General features: G+C 50.9%; 13 protein-coding genes. 9 read left to right on the top strand and 4 right to left on the bottom strand.

All coding sequences use genetic code 11. From position 1 onward, the window contains the following. Positions 1 to 17: 17 nt before the first annotated feature. The 3 genes from H6F67_RS21515 to H6F67_RS21505 all read right to left on the bottom strand — a co-directional run bounded on the left by H6F67_RS21515 (position 18) and on the right by H6F67_RS21505 (position 1,395). Entirely contained in the window at positions 18 to 728 is a 711-nt protein-coding gene (locus tag H6F67_RS21515; RefSeq protein WP_313926889.1) for an amidohydrolase family protein, read from the bottom strand. Positions 729 to 888: 160 nt separating this feature from the next. Further along, positions 889 to 1,257, bottom strand: coding sequence for a hypothetical protein (locus H6F67_RS21510; RefSeq protein WP_190768698.1), 369 nt, complete (start codon positions 1,255 to 1,257; stop codon positions 889 to 891). After that, on the bottom strand, positions 1,258 to 1,395 hold the full coding sequence (locus H6F67_RS21505; RefSeq protein WP_190768697.1) for a hypothetical protein: 138 nt from the start codon (positions 1,393 to 1,395) through the stop codon (positions 1,258 to 1,260). Positions 1,396 to 2,009: 614 nt separating this feature from the next. Between H6F67_RS21505 and H6F67_RS21500 the strand changes: the two genes are divergently transcribed. The 7 genes from H6F67_RS21500 to H6F67_RS21470 all read left to right on the top strand — a co-directional run bounded on the left by H6F67_RS21500 (position 2,010) and on the right by H6F67_RS21470 (position 12,754). After that, positions 2,010 to 3,176 carry a response regulator gene (locus H6F67_RS21500; protein ID WP_206753929.1) on the top strand — a complete coding sequence of 389 codons (1,167 nt, stop codon included), beginning with the start codon at positions 2,010 to 2,012 and terminating at the stop codon, positions 3,174 to 3,176. A gap of 32 nt (positions 3,177 to 3,208) precedes the next feature. Beyond that, the gene (locus H6F67_RS21495) at positions 3,209 to 3,574 is read left to right on the top strand and encodes a response regulator transcription factor (protein ID WP_190768695.1); all 366 of its coding nucleotides are present in this window, start codon (positions 3,209 to 3,211) and stop codon (positions 3,572 to 3,574) included. 12 nt (positions 3,575 to 3,586) lie between these two features. Beyond that, the gene (locus tag H6F67_RS21490) at positions 3,587 to 4,141 is read left to right on the top strand and encodes a chemotaxis protein CheW (RefSeq protein ID WP_242020746.1); all 555 of its coding nucleotides are present in this window, start codon (positions 3,587 to 3,589) and stop codon (positions 4,139 to 4,141) included. Between the two features lie 156 nt (positions 4,142 to 4,297). Next, positions 4,298 to 7,132 carry a methyl-accepting chemotaxis protein gene (locus tag H6F67_RS21485; RefSeq protein ID WP_190768694.1) on the top strand — a complete coding sequence of 945 codons (2,835 nt, stop codon included), beginning with the start codon at positions 4,298 to 4,300 and terminating at the stop codon, positions 7,130 to 7,132. A gap of 39 nt (positions 7,133 to 7,171) precedes the next feature. Then, complete coding sequence (locus tag H6F67_RS21480; RefSeq protein ID WP_190768693.1) at positions 7,172 to 7,903, top strand: hypothetical protein; 732 nt, start codon at positions 7,172 to 7,174, stop codon at positions 7,901 to 7,903. A gap of 55 nt (positions 7,904 to 7,958) precedes the next feature. Continuing rightward, positions 7,959 to 9,368: an APC family permease gene (locus H6F67_RS21475; protein WP_190768692.1), complete on the top strand. Its 1,410-nt coding sequence runs from the start codon at positions 7,959 to 7,961 to the stop codon at positions 9,366 to 9,368. 125 nt (positions 9,369 to 9,493) lie between these two features. Beyond that, positions 9,494 to 12,754 carry a hybrid sensor histidine kinase/response regulator gene (locus tag H6F67_RS21470; RefSeq protein ID WP_190768691.1) on the top strand — a complete coding sequence of 1,087 codons (3,261 nt, stop codon included), beginning with the start codon at positions 9,494 to 9,496 and terminating at the stop codon, positions 12,752 to 12,754. A 70-nt stretch (positions 12,755 to 12,824) separates the two neighbouring features. Here the strand turns inward: H6F67_RS21470 and arfB are convergent, their stop codons facing one another. Further along, complete coding sequence (gene arfB, locus H6F67_RS21465) at positions 12,825 to 13,241, bottom strand: alternative ribosome rescue aminoacyl-tRNA hydrolase ArfB (RefSeq protein WP_190768738.1); 417 nt, start codon at positions 13,239 to 13,241, stop codon at positions 12,825 to 12,827. Positions 13,242 to 13,461: 220 nt separating this feature from the next. Between arfB and H6F67_RS21460 the strand changes: the two genes are divergently transcribed. After that, the gene (locus H6F67_RS21460; protein WP_199304561.1) at positions 13,462 to 16,221 is read left to right on the top strand and encodes a PAS domain S-box protein; all 2,760 of its coding nucleotides are present in this window, start codon (positions 13,462 to 13,464) and stop codon (positions 16,219 to 16,221) included. A gap of 188 nt (positions 16,222 to 16,409) precedes the next feature. After that, entirely contained in the window at positions 16,410 to 17,849 is a 1,440-nt protein-coding gene (locus H6F67_RS21455; RefSeq protein ID WP_190768689.1) for a TIGR04222 domain-containing membrane protein, read from the top strand. Positions 17,850 to 17,871 lie beyond the last annotated feature (22 nt).

The following is a 17,871-nucleotide window of genomic DNA, read 5'->3' as shown; positions in this document are numbered from 1 at the left end:
CCGTTCAATAAGGAGATTCAACCGAATCGATGCTGAAACTTTGCACGTTCTAAATCTAAGGAATGCTGTCTCAACGCTTGATGTAGAGCGTCCGTGTCCACCGTCAGCACTCGCCCTCGATCGGCAATTTGCTGTCCCCGAATCCACACCGATTCAACTACTTCAGTCGGTCGTCCCAGCACCAACAGTTGCAGCGGATTTGTGCGGGGCAGCATCGAGGGATGGTTGAGGTTATAGAGTACCAGGTCGGCTTCCATTCCAGCCGCGATCGTGCCAGTGCGATCGCTCAAATTCACGCCCTTTGCTCCTCCGACTGTTGCCATTTCGATCGCCCGTTCAGGCGTAATCCAGTTTTCGTAGTCGCCATCAGAAACCGTATGTAAAATCGTGCCCAGCTTAATCGCTTCGAGCAGATTTTGAGCATCGTTACTCGCTGCCCCGTCGCAGCCAAAGAACACATTCAGCCTTGCTTTCAGACACTTAAGAATAAGAGCTAAACCGCTGCCCAAACGCAGATTGCTCACCGGATTGAGTATCAAAGTTGCCCCAGTGGTGGCGATCAGCGCAATGTCTGCATCGTCTATCCAGACGCTGTGAGCCAGAGAAGTGCGCGGACTCAAGCAGCCCAGATTGTGAAGATGCTGGACGGCACTGATGCTGTAGCGTTCTTGAGCTAGACGGTGCTGAGTGCGGGTTTCAAGCAGGTGGGTAGCAAAGCTGGTGGCGATCGCTCAGTTGGGCACAGCCTTGGAGCAGCGCATCCGTGCAGCGGTGAAATCCGGTAGCTCCCAGCCCGACGTAAATTCCTCGATCGGGGTCATGAAACGATGAGAGTTTGCATACAAGGATTCGAGGTTGACGGTGACAGCGGTGGAAAGCGATCGCCCCTTACACTTCGGCAGCGCAACAAGCCTCTTCCTGCGACTTCGCCTGAATTTTAATCAGGGCTGCTAACTGGCGATGCATGATAATTCCTGGCTGATCTGAGGGCATGTGTTGCTCGGCAGTGATATCCAGGGGCGTGTCGCAGTCGGTAGACGCCAGCACCACTTTGTCTTCATTCACCACTTGGCGATCGAAGGCAATAATTGACTCGGTGCTGGCGTCTGCTTCGGTGTCGTTGCGAATGCAGAACTGGATGATTTGCGACGTGCGATCGCTCACCGGAGTCGCGGCGGTGAAAATCAAATGCATCAGCCCGTTGGGATAGATGATTTTGAGCGTGCAGCAAAAGGGGGCGTACCAGGTCGATTCCACCTATCGCACCGTCAGGCTATCTGGAATGTTGAGGTTCTGCTGCTGGCTAGGTGGATTCCCTACAGGCACTGTCGCGTAAACCTTTCCCAACTCCAGGGGCACAAGGTCAGACTGGGCGGGCTGAGGCTGCTCTTCCACACCAAAAGATGCCGCATGAACAATGCTGAAGTGGGCATTGTCAAAGGCAGCACGCGATAGCTCTTGGGAATCGCTGCACCGCGATCGAGTTGAGGCACATTCGTACAAATTCCTTGATCGGCTCAGGCGGCGATTTGTGCCTATTGTTGAATTTACCTAAACTTCTTCAAGATTTCATTTTTGAAAAGACTGAGTTAATTGGCACGGTAGGAGTTGCACAGTCTCGATCGATGCAGCACAATATAACAGCTAGATTACTTTAGCGATCGTGCTGAGTTTCACCTAGAGCCATCTACCGCTACTACAGGGCCTTCTAGGATTGCTGTTCCGCTGAACCGTACACTTTTCCAGTTGCTTCTGCTCCGCAAAGCACTGTATCTACCAGGTTTTATTCTCTGCTTAGCTTTTAGTTTGTCGGCACTTCTGCCTAAGAATTGCTTGACAGCGTTTGAATGTGCATCGCTGCGATCGCAATCAAAGGTTCATCGAATCGCGATCGTTTGCAAGCTGTTCTGCTTCGTGATCTACCTGAACCATTTGTATTGGTGCATCGAATTCGTTGCTGCGATCGCTCTGAGTCGATCGCGTTATTTCCTGTGCGAGGATTTTCTGATTTGAAATCAAGTCAATTGCTCAAAACGCTAGAAGCAGTTCGATTTAGCGGGCAACTCCTTCAAGCATCTTCAGCCGGATCGCAATGGAGCTTCTATCTATCACAGGGACGAATCTACTATGCAACAGGAGGTGAGCATCCTGTTAGAAGATGGCGAAGAAACGTAGCACTCTACTGTCCGCAAATGGCAAGGCATCGAATGCTTTGGTATTTCGATTTGGGCAATCTTGCGGCTGAATCATTTGGAATGGGCTGGGAGTATGCGCTGTTGAATTTATGGAGAGCAAAACAAAAAATTACAGATGAGCAAACCGCGAAATTAATTCACTCGATCGCGGTCGAGATTTTGTTCGATGTCGCCCAAGTTGGGACTGTCACCGAACAGACTCAGCCAGAGTCAAAGCTACCTGCTCTAGCAGCATTTTTGGGTGACACCGAAGCTGTTTCTGTCAGTATTGCGGATGCGATCGAAGAAGCGCAATTGCGCTGGCAGTCGTGGCAAACCGCCAAGCTCGATCGCTGTTCTCCTCATACAGCACCGCTGATTCGGCAGGCAGAACCGATGAGGAATCATCTGCCAAAGCTCTATCAAAGCTTGAGCAGTCGCCTGAACGGTCAGCACACACTTTATGAGTTAGCAACACAGATGCAGCGAGATGTCGTTGAAGTTGCGGCTTCGCTGCTGCCCTGTGTGCAGTTGGGTTGGGTCGAACTCATTCAGGTGGTTGACTTTCCTGTTCCGCTGTTTCGTCAAGATGTCCTAGAAGCTCCATCCATATCGATTCAAAAAAAAGCAGCAAAGATTGCCTGCGTTGATGACAGTAGTTTGGTGCAAAACATGATGAAAGGGCTGCTAACTTCTGCGGGCTATGAGTTCACGGGCATCAGCGATCCGCTGCGATCGATCGGCATTTTGATTGCTCAAAAACCCGATTTGATCTTTTTGGATTTGGTGATGCCAAACGCCAACGGGTATGAAATTTGTCAGCAGCTTCGGAAGCTTTCACAGTTTCACCAAACGCCAATTGTCATCTTGACGGGGAATGATGGCTACGCCAATCGACTGCGATCGAATTTTGTAGGAGCGTCTGACTTTTTGACAAAACCTTTAGATGCTGAAGCTGTTCTCAACGTGATTCAGAAGTATCTCAAAACCGAGTTTGTCTGATAGTTTGATTTGTGTTTCTAGGAGGAAATGACATGAGCACCGTGCTAGTAGTTGAAGATTCAATGACCGATATGCAGATTTTAATTCACTGTTTGCAGCAGGGTGGCCTGAACGTTTTGGTTGCCCAAAGCGGTGAAGAAGCGATCGCCACTGCTACAACTCAAAAGCCAGATGCAGTTGTTTTGGATGTTGTCCTTCCGGGCTGTAGTGGATTTGAAGTTTGCCGCAAGCTGAAGGCTGAAGCCGACACTAGCAACATTCCAGTTGTGATTTGTTCGACCAAGGGAGGCGAGATGGATAAATTTTGGGGCATGAAGCAAGGCGCAGATGCCTATTTGCCAAAGCCGATCGATCAAGAACAATTTGTTCGCACTGTGAAACAGCTCATTCAAAATTAGTTTGAAGCAACTATGGCTGATGTATCCGTGTCCGATATCTTCATGTCTGATGTCTCCGTTATTGATTCAACCTCCGCACCTATTGAAGTTGCGATCGAAGAATCAGGCAGCAGTGAACAGTTTTTGCGACTACAGCTTGTGGCAGGAACAACCGTGCTGCTGCCTGTTCATCAGCTTGCAGAAGTTTTGACGATCGAAACGCATCAAATCGTGCCAATTCCCCATTTGCCCAGTTGGGTGATGGGTATTTACAACTGGCGCGGCGAAATTCTTTGGATGCTCGATGTTGGACACTTAGGCGGTTTGACTCCCTGGTATCAACAATCGCATACGTCAATTCATTCGGTTGCTGTTTTGCAAATGGCTGAAGATGCAAAACCAAAAACGCTGGGGCTAGTCGTTAGCAAAATTGAAGAAATTGAATGGTGCGATCCTAATCAAATTCAGCCTTTCACGGCTGTGACAAGCAAACTGGCTTCATTAATTCAAGGCTACTGGTGCAAACCAAACGGTGAAGCTTTGGCCGTTCTGGATGGAGCAGCGGTGATTGCAGCCATGCCAGCCTAATTGTTTCCATCACGCTCATTGATTTTTTAACAGGGAAAGATTGCAATTTTTCTCATCAGATTAAACCGCGATCGAAAATCGAAAACTGACCCGCTATTTCCCCATTCAGCTTTTTCCGAGCAGCAATCTATTACTGTTGATGACGGAGTTCAACTCATGACTCAAGTTCCTTCTAAGCCTACTGCCTCCAACGTCTATCCTGAATTTGAGGAAATCAGCGATGCGTCGAACTGGACGGCCTCCTCGCCTGCACAACCTGCTTCTTCTGGATCAAGACACTCGCAGGCTCCGCACCTGAAACTGCTGCGCTGGTGGCAAAGTATCAGCATTCGCCGCAAGGCAACCGTCCTGGCGATCGCTCTGGGCGTAGTTCCCGTGCTAGTCGTGACTGGAGCCTCAGAATATTTTGCGATTCGTGCCCTCGAAGCCAACGTGCGTCGAGAGCAAAAAGCACGAGCGATCGCCGTCAGCCAGGATGTTGCGGGAATTGCGGCAGAACGATATCAGACGGTTCAAGCTTTAGCGCAAACTCCGTTTCTCACAGATGCTCAGTTGCGGAATGAGACTTCTACTCAGCAGCAGCAGCAATATTTTGAGCAGTTTCTCACGCAGGGCGTTAACAGTATTGTTGTTATCAATGCAAAGACGGGAGATGCTTTGGTGGAGGCGCGATCGCCCGATCAAGCAGCAACTTTTCCCAACTTCAACGACATTGACTACTTTCAAGCAGTCATTCAAACCAAGCAGCCCGCGATCGCTCCGGTGCGCCGTTCAAAAGCCACCAATGATTTGTCATTTCTGGCTGCTGCACCTGTTTTCGATCGCCAAAGTGGTGAACTTCTCTATGTCATCCGCACGCGCACCTCAACAAGCTACATCAGCGATCGAATTCAGGCGAGCATTAAGGCTCGTGCTGAGTTAGTCGGCGAAGATCAAAAGACCAACTACTACATTGCTGATGACGAAGGAGAAATCTTTGTTTCTTCCAATGCCGAAGAAATTGAGCAGCCGTTGAACAAATTCTTTCCGACTTTTACGCAGCTTGCTGAGGCCGATCGCGCCGAAGCAACCCGCAGCCGAAACGCGATCGACAACGAAGAATATTTGCTGAGCTACGCACCGCTGAAAGAAACGGCGCAGCTACCCGATCTCGATTGGGGCATTTTGGTTGCAGAAGATAGCGCCATCGCTTCGGCTGCCCAACGTCAGCTTTTGCTAGCGCTCGTTTTGGGACTTGGCCTCACTGCAATGGTCGTTTCTGCGCTGGCAACGTATTTGGCTGATCGCGCCACCTACCCAATTTTGGATGCAGCCGAGGCAGTCAAGAAAATTGGAGAAGGCGATCTCGATGCTCGCCTCGAAGTTGGTGGACGAGACGAAATTTCCGCTTTGGGAACCAACATCAACAACATGGCCGCGCAGCTTCAAACGCTGCTGGCTGCCCAAACCTTTGAAGCCGCACAGGAACGCCTGCTGACGACAGCAAAAGGATCGGGAGTTCTCGGTCGAGCAGAACTGCAAGAAATTTTTAATCAGGCCGTTGAAGGCGCACGCACGCTGCTCAACCTCGATCGCGTCGTTATCTACCGCTTTGAGGGCGATTCAGGTCACGGCATCGTGGCCGAATCAGCAGCAGCAGGCTGGCCGAGCGCATTAGAAGAAGGCGTGAAGGATTCTTGCATTCCCACCGAACTGCGGGAAGCCTATCGTCAGGGACGAGTGGTTGCGACGCCTGATAGCGCTGAGGCTGAATGGAATCCAGACTACATGCAGCTTATGGAGCGCCTGCAAGTCAAGGCGAATCTGGTTGTGCCGATCGTAGGGAGCGATCGCCTCTATGGTCTGCTGATTGGACATTCCTGCTCAAAGCCGCACCAGTGGGAAGAAGTTGAAATCAACCTGCTCAAGCGGCTCGGCAGTGAACTGGCCTTGACGATCTATCGGGTTGAACTGCTGGAGCAAACTACGAATCTGGCCGAAGAGCAGCGGCAAATCAAAGAAGGGCTGCAAATGCGAGCGCTAGAGCTGCTTCAGGAAGTCGATCCGATTAGCCGAGGCGACCTGACGACTCGCGCCAAAGTGACGGCGGATGAAATTGGAACGATCGCGGACTCCTACAACGTGACGGTCGATAATCTGCGGCAGATTGTGTTGCAGGTGCAAGATGCGGCCAACCAGGTCGCAACAACGACTTACACCAACGAAGCTTCGATTCAAACGCTGTCGGCTGAAGCGCTGGAGCAGGCAAAATCAATTTCGATCGCGCTCAGCCTGGTGCAGGAGATGGCCGAAGCCGTGCAAACCGTCGCCCACAGCGCGGCTGAGGCAGAAATGGCCGTTCAGCAAGCCGCCCAAACGGTCGAAGTCGGTGACGAAACGATGAACCGCACCGTTGTTGGCATTCAGGGCATTCGAGCAACGGTTGCCGACACCGCAAAGAAAGTGAAACACCTCGGCGAATCTTCTCAGAAGATCTCGAAGGTCGTTGAGCTGATTAGTGCTTTTGCTGCCCAAACGAACATGCTGGCGCTGAACGCTTCGATCGAAGCGTCTCGTGCGGGTGAAGAAGGCCGAGGCTTTGCTGTTGTTGCCAACGAAGTGCGCGGCTTGGCGCGACAGTCTGCCGAGGCAACCGAGGAAATTCGCAGCTTGATTTCCAGCATTCAGTCTGAAACGAATGAAGTGGTGGCCGCCATGGAAGCGGGGATCGAGCAGGTTGTTACCGGAACCAAACTGGTCGATGAAACTCGCCAAAGTTTGAACAACATCACTGCCGTCAGCGCTCAAATTAGCAAGCTGGTCGAAGCGATCGCGCAGTCCACCGTTATGCAGTCTCAAGCTTCTGAGGTGGTGACGCAAACGATGAAAGATGTGGCAGCGATCGCTGAGAAAACTTCGACTGAAACCAGTCAGGTGTCATCGGCCTTTGAGCAGCTTCAACAGGTCGCTCAAACGCTGCAAAAAAGCGTCAACCAGTTCAAGGTGAGCTAGTTAGACCAAACCGTGTCGTGTCAATTGAACAAGGAACCCATGTACGATTTAACGTCATTCTCGAACAGCCAGATGCAAAGTTGCGCGATCGCTCTTCGCAACATGGATGCCAACGCCCAGAGTATGGAAGAGGTCGCAAATCGCATGGTTCGCTATCTTTATGAGCAGCTTGTTAACCCAGAAACGGGTGAACCTGCTTGCGCTTTGGTGCGGTTTTTCAGAACTTATTCCTATCGAGATCTCAATGGTGATCTTCAAGAGTATGCTCGCGATCTCATCGGCGGTCGATCGATTCCTCTTGGAACAAAATGCCTGACGCTGTTGGCAACCGCAGGCGACGAACCACACTGGAACTCCAGGCATGAATCAAGCGGTCACAAAGCAATTCCGCTGATCGACAAAGACTTTATCGATCGCGCCCCGATGATCTCGCAACTCATTCAACAGTTTGGCCTAGAGATCAGCACCGTTTTGGAACCAACTCCTGAAGTGCTGGTTGATCTGGAAAGAACAACGTTCAACGTGTTCTACATTCCTGAAGCATTAGGAAGTGCTTACATCCCTGCACAAAAAGATTTCGTGATTCCCTATGGAATTCGATCGATTTTGGGTTTTGGTGGAATGCTGCCTTCTGGCAATTTGTTTGCCATCATCTTGTTTGCCAAAGTTAGCATTCCGCGCGATACAGCAAATTTGTTCAAGTGGATTTCTGCATACGGCAGAATTGCCGCAGCCGCCTTTGATAAAAAAGCGGTTTTCACGGGTAGTTAAACACCACAAAATCAGGATGCCGCCGTGATTGTAGAACGTTCATTATTAGGAAAACATGGCAACCTATCCTACAAAAAAATCTGCAAGCTTGCGTCCAAACTGTTTGTCGTTTGCGGATGTTTTGAGTCAGTCTGTTTCACTGGCTGCACCTTCGATCGGCATTGCATTGAATATTCCTTTAGTGTTTGCAAGTGCGGGTAACGGTGCGTGGTTAGCATTTACACTTGCCACGATCGGACTTGTGCTAGTTAGCCTCAACATCAATCAGTTTGCACGTCGTTCTGCTTCTGCTGGCGCACTCTATCTTTACGTTGCGAAAGGATTAGGTTCAACAGTGGGAATCGTTTGCGGTTGGGCACTGACGCTTGCCTACCTGCTGGTTGCAGCGGCGGTTTCAGTGGGCTTTGCAGAATATGCTGGTATTGTGCTAACTGAGTTTGGACTTCAGGTTCCTTCGCTCTTATTGTGTGTGCTCTGCGTCGGCTTTGCCTGGTACTACGCCTATACCGACATTCAACTTGCGGCGATGCTCATGATCATCATCGAAGTTGTGGCAATGAGCTTTATTTTGCTGCTGGCGTTTTTGATTTTAGGACATCATGGTTTTCGCCCAGATGTTGAGCAGTTGACGCTGGCTGGCACAACGCCAGGCGGTATCAGTTTGGGAATGGTAATCGCCATCTTCAGCTTTGTTGGTTTTGAAAGTGCAGCAACTTTAGGGGATGAAGCTAAATCGCCAACGCGATCGATCCCGCGCTCTCTGGTTTGGAGCGCACTCTTAATTGGCCTTTTCTTTATGCTCTTGTCCTACTCTGAAGTACTGGGCTTTCGCAGTAACGAAACACCCTTGAATGAAGCAGCTTCTCCCATCAATGTTTTGGCTGACTTAGTTCGAGCGGATCTATTAGGCGTCGGCTTAACGGTTGGCATTGCTTTTAGCTGCTTTAGCTGCTGTCTTGCGAGCATCAATGCGGCCTCCAGAATTGCTTATGCGCTAGCTCGACACAGCTTCTTTCCTACGCCGCTCGGCGTCGCTCATACACGCAATCGAACTCCTCATATTGCGGTTTCGATCAGTGCGCTGCTGGCATTTTTGATTCCGGGTTCAATGCTGCTATTTGGCATGGCGCCCACCGAAATTTATGGCTACTTGGGAACCATTTCAACTTATGGATTTTTGACTGCTTATCTGCTCGTTTCGATCGCGGCTCCCGTTTATCTATCGCAGCGTGGAGAACTTCGATCGCACCATTTAATCATCTCCATTCTGGCTGGATTCTTTATGTTAATTCCAGTTGCAGGCAGCTTCTACCCGGTTCCATCCTTCCCCTTCAATATCTTTCCCTATTTCTTCTTGCTCTACCTTGCGGCTGGAGGTTGGCTGTTCTCAACGCTAAGTCATCGCGCTCAAATCATTAAGAACATTGAGCGTGATGATGTAGCCGAAGGACAACTCAGCGATTAGCGTCATGAATAGTTAGCCTACGCTTCGTTTGTATTTTGAGTTCGATCGCTGCTCCGCTCGAAATCGATGACATTCTCTTGATGCAGCAAATCTCGATCGCGACTGTAACGCATGAGTGATGAACGATGGCAATGAATTCTGACATCCGCGACCAAGCCTATCAATTTTTTGTGGAAGAAGCGCCTGAGCTTTTACAGGCGATCGAAGCAGAATTGCTGACGCTTCATTCCGAGCGCAGTACCGCACAAATTCACGTTTTGATGCGGTCAGCGCACTCGCTCAAAGGTGGAGCAGCGAGCGTTGGCTTAGAAACAATTGCAGCGATCGCTCACCGTTTGGAGAATATTTTTAAGGCGCTTTATAGCGATAGCATTGATATTAATTCAGCTCTCGTTAGCCATCTGCTTCAGGCTTATGATTGCTTGCGTCTGCCGCTGATGGAGCAGATTACGACCGGAAATCTTGATGTCGAACAAGCATTCGCGATCGCAGAGCCAGTCTTTCAGGAAATTGAGGCGGTTTGTGGCGATGCCTTGACGCAAACGCGAACCTATATTCCGACTTCCGAAGATATGGGCGTTGATATGGTGGCGTCAATTTTTGAGGTGGATGTTGCTGAAGGACTCGATCGCCTCGCGGCAGCAGTCGCCAATCCAGAAAATCATGAAATTGCAGGAGAACTGCGAGCGCAAATTGAAGTGTTCGCTGGATTTGCTGAGCTGTTAAATCTACCAGAATTTGGCGCGATCGCTCAATCGATCGAACAGGCTTTAGACACTTCGTCCGATGCTTTAGAACTTGCGAAGCGAGCGATCGTTGAATTTGAAGCTTGTCGGCAAGCGGTTCTCAGCAAACGTCGCTCCAGTGAAAAACCTGCTTCGGTTGCTATTGAAGCAGTACCGATTGAGATTGACGATCCGCCTATTACCGCAGTCGAGGGTGCAGATCTCGAAGCGGCACTGTTACAGCTTGATGGTCTTGAGAAAATTTTTGGAGATGCGATCGAACAGCCTGTGTCGGTCGATGACTCACCACAAAAGGTTGAAGAATCGATCGAAGCTTTCACAGCAGGATCATTAGAATTAACCGCTGCGATCGCGCTAGAAAACTTATTTGATGACGCAGAAATTGAAGCGATCGAATCAGAAATTGAATATGAAGATTCAGCTTTGGATTTGGCTTCAGAATTCAGTCAAGCTGAGACAGAATTAGCTCAAAATTTTGCTGTTTCATCTCAAATCGATGAGAGCAGCTTTGTCACTGAAATTGAAACTGCTTCTAATTCTCATCCGCTGATTGATCTTGAAGTAACGGAGGCGATCGAAACAGCATCAGTCGATCGTTCTTTGACTGAATCAGTTGCTCCAGCCTTACCTTTGCTGGAAGAGGATAAATTATTACCAGCCCTTCAACCAGTTCAGCGTTCTAGTCGTCAAGCGCAAAAGGGGCGATCGCGTCAAGCATCAGCCAGCCATCTTACCGTTCGAGTGGATTCGTCTCGATTAGAGAAGATGAATAATTTAGTCGGTGAACTAGCAATTAATCGCGATGCGTTGTCCCTTCAAAACGATCAGCTACAGGCAATTTCCCGTCAACTATTGAGTCGATTTGAACGATTTCAAGCAATGGTCGGACAGTTGCGAGAAATTTCGGATCAGATGTTAATTGCTCCAGAGCGTTATGGCTATGCTGCAACGATAACTAGCAAAATGCCAGAGGCAGCAGCGATCGTTTACCCGGCAATTCCGTCAGCAACAACAGCGGAATTTGATCCGCTAGAAATGGATCGATATGGAGCGCTTCACCCGCAGTTTCAAGAGATTCTAGAAAATCTAGTGCAGCTTGAAGAAAGCATTGATGACATTACTTTATTCGCCAGACAGTCGAATCAATTGCTCGACCAGCAGCGCAATCGCCTCAGCCAGTTGCAAGACGAAATCATTTGGGCACGAATGCTGCCGTTGAGCGAAGTGGTCGATCGATTTCCTCGAATGCTGCGCGACCTTTCAACCAACTACGGAAAGCCAGTTCAGCTCACGCTAACTGGGGCAGATGTACTGGTTGAAAAAGCAATTTTAGAAAAACTACATGCGCCACTGCTGCATTTGCTGCGAAATGCATTTGATCACGGCATCGAATCGATCGATCGCAGGCTGGAGCAGGGTAAATCAGAGCAGGGACAAATTGAAATTCGTGCTTATCATCGTGGCAGTCAAACGATTATTGAAATTCGAGATGATGGGCAAGGAATTAATCTAGATCGCATCCGCGTTCGGATTTTGCAACTCGGCTTGCTTTCACCCGAACAACTGATGCTGATGCAGCCAGAGCAGCTGCTTGAATTTATTTTTGAACCGGGATTTTCCACTGTCGATCGCGTCAGTGAACTATCGGGACGTGGCGTCGGACTCGATATTGTTCGCTCGCAACTTCGATCGGTGAAGGGCGCGGTAACGGTTCGCTCTGTGCCGGGTCAGGGCACCACGTTTACGCTCGCGCTTCCTCTGACGCTCACGATTACAAAGTTGATTGTTTGCCTAGTTGGTTCTGCTGCGCTGGCGCTTCCGGCTGACAGCATCGAAGAAATTTTGACGCCCCAGCCGACTCAGGTGAAACAGTCTGGCGCTGAGCGGTTGCTCGCTTGGCACGACCAAATGCTTCCGGTCTATCGACTGGGCGATCTGCTTGCTTATGGCTGCCCACAGCTAGAAATGCCGCTGAGCAAAGCTTTCGTCAGCGTTCCGACTCCGACAGATTGGGCTTTGCCCGTGCTGATTCTCCGACAGGATCAGCAGCTTTTCGCCCTCGAAGTCGATCGCCTCATCACCGAGCAAGAACTGGTGATCAAACCATTTGGCAGCACGATCGCGCCACCGAACTATCTGTATGGCTGCACGATTTTGGCAGACGGCAGCCTCGTTCCGATCGTCGATGCAGTGATGCTGCTCAATTTCAATCAGGTGCAGACCCAAGCTCCGCAACGGCCACCAACTCACCTTCCTACGCCACAGGTTCCCACCATTCTCGTTGTGGATGATGCCGTGACGCTGCGGCGCACGCTCGCCCTATCGCTTGAGCGAAACGGCTTTCGCGTTCTGCAAGCGCGAGATGGACGAGAAGCGATCGCCCAGCTTCAGAAAAATCCGTTTGTGAAGCTGATCGTCTGCGACATTGAAATGCCGAACATGAACGGCTTTGAATTTCTCAGCCATCGCCGCCAAGACAATCAGCTTGCAACAATTCCCGTCGTTATGCTCACTTCGCGCAGCAACGACAAACACAACTGGCTCGCCCGACAGCTCGGCGCAACCGCCTACTTCACCAAGCCGTTCCTAGAGCAAGAATTTCTCGGCGAGATTCGGGAAATTCTGAGTCGATCGCTTTAAGTCCTCAAAGACAGGGGTTGTCCCAAATTTTAGGAACCAGATACCCAATGAACTGACTTCTCACGACGCTTCATTCTTCGCTCACTTTGCCGCGCAGCGCCTTGATCTGTCCGCGTTTGCTTTTGCGATCGAGCCGCTTGACTTGAGAAGTGCGAGTGGGCCGACTGGCCTGCCGCAGCTTCGGGCGCACGATCGATCGCTGAATCAGCGTTTGCAGTCGATCGAGGGCGGCTTGGCGATTTTGCGCCTGGGTGCGATGTTCCTGTGCCTTGAGGACAATTACGCCGTCTTGAGTGATGCGGTGATCTGAAAGCTTGAGCAACCGCTGCTTGTAGACATCGGGCAGGGATGAGGCCTGAATGTCAAAGCGCAACTGAATTGCCGTAGCGACCTTGTTCACGTTTTGCCCGCCTGCGCCTTGCGATCGCACCGCCCGAATTTCAATCTCATCGTCAGGAATGCTGACCGTATTCGTAATTTGCAGCATGATTTCATCAAAAGCGCGATCGATCCCAAAATAAAACGGTGTAGTCGAGTGGTGAATCTGCCCGCAGCGGCAATTTGACAACTAGGGCTGCGCTTCAAGAATCAGGTGGAGGCGCATGGAGTCACTTGGCCGATCAAGCACGTCAAGATGCGAGTGCGAATATGCTAGTTTGGCAGTTGAGTCAACTGCTGGAACTGATGCATACGAGCAGGACTTTTCAATGGCTCAACTGGCAAACAACCTGCACAACGGCAATTCATCTAGCGTGGCGGACGAAACGGGCACGCTGTTTCACTCGGCAGGCGGCAGCATCCAGGCTTGCGATCGCGTAGCAGAGCAACTATTAGGCTACAGCACCCAGCAGCTTGTCGAAATGACGATCGCGGATTTCATGGGCAGAATGATTTGCCCAAATGGGTCAGCAATTGCCCCAGATGATTTTCCAGCGATCGTCGCGTTGCAGTCGGGTCAGCCCTGCCGCAATGTGTTGGGCTTCCAGAAGCCAACAGGTGAGCGAGTGTGGATTTGCTTCAATGCCACACCGCTGTTTCAGTCGAATGCCAGCACGCCTGATGCAGTAGTGACCACGTTCAGCCCGGTTGCCAATGCAGCTTCATTGCTGCCAATCACCGATCGACCAGTCATCGATCGCAGCGAACAGCGATTTCGTCAACTGGCGGACTCGCTGCCGCATATTGTCTTTGCAGCGCGACCAGACGGCAGCATCACCTATGTCAACCGTTTCGCCCAGGAATACACCGGACTGGGTGACGAACTGCTAAATCAAGGCTGGGCGGAGTGCATTTATCCAGACGATCGCGATCGCGCTTTAGCGACTTGGATGCAGGCGGTGCATTCCGGCGAAGCTTATGAGATGGAGTGCCGCTTCCGCAAAGCCGATGGCACTTATCGCTGGCTGCTCAGTCGTGGCTTGCCCGTTCGCGACGGTGACGGGCAAATTGTCGAATGGGTTGGCGGCTGTGTTGATATTGACGATCGCAAGCAAGCAGAACAAGCGCTACAGGCAAGTGAAGAGCGATACCGAGCATTTGTGCAGCAAAGCTCAGAAGGCATTTGGTGCTTTGAAGTTGCTCCCATCTCGATCGACTATCCGGAAGACGAACAAATTCAGCATTTCTATCAGCATGGTTACTTATTTGAATGTAATCAGGTGATGGCTCAAATGTATGGCGTTTGCGCTCCCGAAGATTTAATTGGGGTGCGGCTCGCTGATCTATTAGTGCCATCTGACCCGCGCAATTTGGAATATTTGCGGGCGTTTATTCGATCGAATTATCGGCTGGTTGATGCTGAGTCTTATGAGCTTGATCAACAAGGAAATCCCAAGATTTTTGTGAATAATTTGATTGGAATTATCGAGGATGGAAAGCTGGTACGCGCTTGGGGATCGCAGCGAGATATCACCGATCGCAAGCAGGCAGAAGCAGCTTTGCAGCAAAGCGAAGAACGTTATCGGTATCTGGTTGAAACTATTCCGCAGTTGGTCTGGACGGCGAATGCAAACGGTGTCCTGATTGATATTAATCAGCGCTGGTCAGACTTTACGGGTTTGACGCTGGCGCAAGCTCAAACAGAAGGCTGGGAGGCGATCGTGCATCCAGACGATATTGCAACGCTCAACCACAAGTGGGAAGTAGCTCAACAAGAGGGCTATTATCGGGCTGAAGGTCGAATACGTCGGGCAGATGGAGCCTACTGCTGGCATTTGCATGAGGCAATTCCGCTGCGGGAGCAGGGTGAGGTGGTTAAATGGTTTGGCACAGCGACGGATATTGAAGCCCAAAAACAACTTGAACAGCAGCGGCAAGCTTTGCTAGAACGAGAGCAAGCTGCCCGTGAACAAGCAGAAACCGCGAATCGAATTAAAGATGAATTTTTAGCTGTGCTGTCGCATGAATTGCGATCGCCGCTCAATCCGATTTTGGGCTGGTCAAAGCTGTTGCAGCAGGGAAAACTGGATGCAACCAAAACGGCGAATGCCCTTGCCGCGATCGAGCGCAACGCTCAGCTTCAATCTCAACTGATCAGCGATTTGTTAGACATTTCTCGCATTCTGCGCGGCAAGCTGAATCTCGAAGCAATGCCTGTTGATTTGGGCGCAGTCATCCTAGCGGCGTTGGAAACGGTTCACCTAGCAATCGAAGCCAAATCTGTTCAGATTCAAACTACGCTTCCGCCCACCGTCGTGACTGTCAACGGCGATGCTGGACGGTTGCAGCAGATTGTGTGGAATCTGCTCTCGAATGCCGTCAAATTCACACCCAGCGGCGGACAAATTACCGTCGAACTGCAACAACTCGATTATTTCGCTCAAATTCGAGTGATTGACACTGGAAAAGGAATTTCTCCTCATTTTCTACCGCATGTGTTTGAGTATTTTCGCCAGGAAGACAGCTCGACCACGCGCAAGTTTGGAGGATTGGGATTAGGATTAGCGATCGCTCGTCAAATTGTTGAGATGCACGGCGGCCAGATTAGTGCAGAAAATCGAGGAGAAGGACAAGGAGCTATTTTCACAGTGCAACTTCCCCTTGCGCCTGCATCAAGTCGATCGCCGTCTTCAGCGTCCACTTCAACTGCAACCGATGATTTAACTGGCATTCGCATTTTAGTCGTCGATGATGAAACAGACTCTCGCGAATTTGTTGCCTTTGCGCTGGAGCAAGCGGGCGCAATCGTAACGGCTGCTGCCTCCGGAGCGGAAGCACTTCACCAAATCGATCGATCTCCTCTTGATCTAATTGTTAGCGATGTTGGAATGCCCGACATGAACGGCTATGTGCTGCTGCAACAGGTGCGGGAATCGAAATTAGCCAAACAAGTTCCAGCGATTGCCGTAACTGCCTATGCGGGAGAATTCGATCGACAGCAAGCGATCGCCGCTGGATTCCAAAAACATATCTCCAAGCCAGTTGATCCTGAAGTGCTTATTGAAGTCGTCAGGTCTTTGATTCAGTAAAGCGATCGGATTTTATGCACTTGTTGTTACAACCGTTTGTAGAGACTTGAACGTTGATTAAGTTCATATACAGCCGCCGATCATGAGAAATGGTGTGCAAGCTGGACGGCTGTGCAGCTAAAATTCAAGCGGCTTTATCCAACTTCTACCTTGTCATAATCGTTGCGGCAGACTACTAGGAGCGATCGATGAACACGCAGCAGATTGAACTCTATCAGCGTCTTCAGGCATTTGCACTGGATGAGGCCAAAGCGGATTTTCCCTTTAGTGCGCGGCTCGCTCACGAAAACAACTGGTCGATCGCGTTTGCGAAGCGGGCGATCGAGGAATACAAAAAGTTTGCGTTTCTTGCAGTGATCGCTGGTCATCCGGTCACGCCCTCCGATCAGGTAGATCAAGTGTGGCATCTGCATCTCACCTACACGCGATCGTACTGGGACGAGTTTTGTCCACAGGTTTTGCAAATGCCGCTGCATCACGGTCCCACCAAAGGCGGAGCGCAAGAACAAAACAAGTTCAACGATTTGTATGCCCGGACGATCGCCAGCTACAGAACTTTCTTTGGTACGCCGCCTGCTGATTTGTGGCCTGCGCCACATCTGCGCTTTGGGCGCGATTGCCGCTTTGTCCGGCTCAACACTCAGCAAAATTGGGTGATCCCCAAGCCTGACTGGTCTGCACTTCAACAGCAATTTGGGTCGCTGCCAGCGGCGATCGGATGGATAGCGATCGCCGTTCTGCTCACAAGCTGCACTGCTGCAACCTTGCCGAATCCGCTCAATTTCGTAGGCTGGCAGTTTTTGCTGTTCTACACGATCGCGGTGGTGAGTGCGTTTGGAGTCACGTGGCTGTGGCGATCGCGGGTGTGGAGATCCACAGTTGAATCCGTCGAGTCAAATCTGCACCCCTATGAAGTCGCTTATCTGGCGAGTAGTGCAGAACGAGCGATCGCCACATCGATCGCCAGCTTAATTCAGCGACAGCATCTACAGCCTGTCGAGGAATCAGGTCGAGTTGCAGTCCGCACACCGCTCTTGGCTACGGCGCATCCGCTGGAAGCTGCCGTGATCAGCAGTTTAGAAGAAGATCCCGATCGCCCTGTTTGGGCGCTTCGCTGGCGAACGGAATCGGCTGCACAAGCGGCAACGGCAGCGATCGCGCAGCACCTCCAGCAGCTCACGCTTTTGATTACAAACCAGCAAGTGCGCCTGCTGCGCCTGACAATGCTGCCGATCGCAGCGGTTTTGCTGCTGGGAATCGTCAAAATTGGCGTGGGAATCAGTCGCGATAAACCTGTTGGCTATCTGATGGGCTTGTGCTGGCTAACGGCGATGTTGGGCTGGACACTGCTGGAACTGCCGCGATCGACTCCTAGCGGCGATCGCTATCTCCAAACGCTGCGAGAGCAGGTGGAACTGCGATCGTTGAATCCTGATGATCTCGACGCTTTCTTGCTGAGGTTTGCGCTTGATGGGCGATCGGTACTTGCAGGCAGCAGTCTTGCTGCGCTGTGGCAAGCGGCTCCACAGTCCACCTCCACCAGTCTCAGTACCGACAGCGGGACAGCGGCAGGCTGTGGCGGCGCGGGTTGCGGTGGCTGCGGCGGCTGCGGCGGCTGTAGTGGGTGAACGCTCGATCGCCCGGATTCAA

Source organism: Microcoleus sp. FACHB-1515 (genome assembly GCF_014696105.1).
Lineage (GTDB): Bacteria > Cyanobacteriota > Cyanobacteriia > Elainellales > Elainellaceae > JAAUTJ01.
The sequence above is the reverse complement of the archived record's forward strand: the minus strand, read 5'-3'. Positions and strand labels throughout refer to the sequence as shown.

Excerpts from the sequence above, each read along its gene's own strand:
- H6F67_RS21495 (WP_190768695.1), top strand. The coding sequence starts at position 3,209 with ATGAGCACCGTGCTAGTAGTTGAAGATTCAATGACCGATATGCAGATT.
- H6F67_RS21490 (WP_242020746.1), top strand. The coding sequence starts at position 3,587 with ATGGCTGATGTATCCGTGTCCGATATCTTCATGTCTGATGTCTCCGTT.
- H6F67_RS21485 (WP_190768694.1), top strand. The coding sequence starts at position 4,298 with ATGACTCAAGTTCCTTCTAAGCCTACTGCCTCCAACGTCTATCCTGAA.
- H6F67_RS21480 (WP_190768693.1), top strand. The coding sequence starts at position 7,172 with ATGTACGATTTAACGTCATTCTCGAACAGCCAGATGCAAAGTTGCGCG.
- H6F67_RS21475 (WP_190768692.1), top strand. The coding sequence starts at position 7,959 with ATGGCAACCTATCCTACAAAAAAATCTGCAAGCTTGCGTCCAAACTGT.
- H6F67_RS21470 (WP_190768691.1), top strand. The coding sequence starts at position 9,494 with ATGGCAATGAATTCTGACATCCGCGACCAAGCCTATCAATTTTTTGTG.
- arfB (WP_190768738.1), bottom strand. The coding sequence starts at position 13,241 with ATGCTGCAAATTACGAATACGGTCAGCATTCCTGACGATGAGATTGAA.
- H6F67_RS21460 (WP_199304561.1), top strand. The coding sequence starts at position 13,462 with ATGGCTCAACTGGCAAACAACCTGCACAACGGCAATTCATCTAGCGTG.
- H6F67_RS21455 (WP_190768689.1), top strand. The coding sequence starts at position 16,410 with ATGAACACGCAGCAGATTGAACTCTATCAGCGTCTTCAGGCATTTGCA.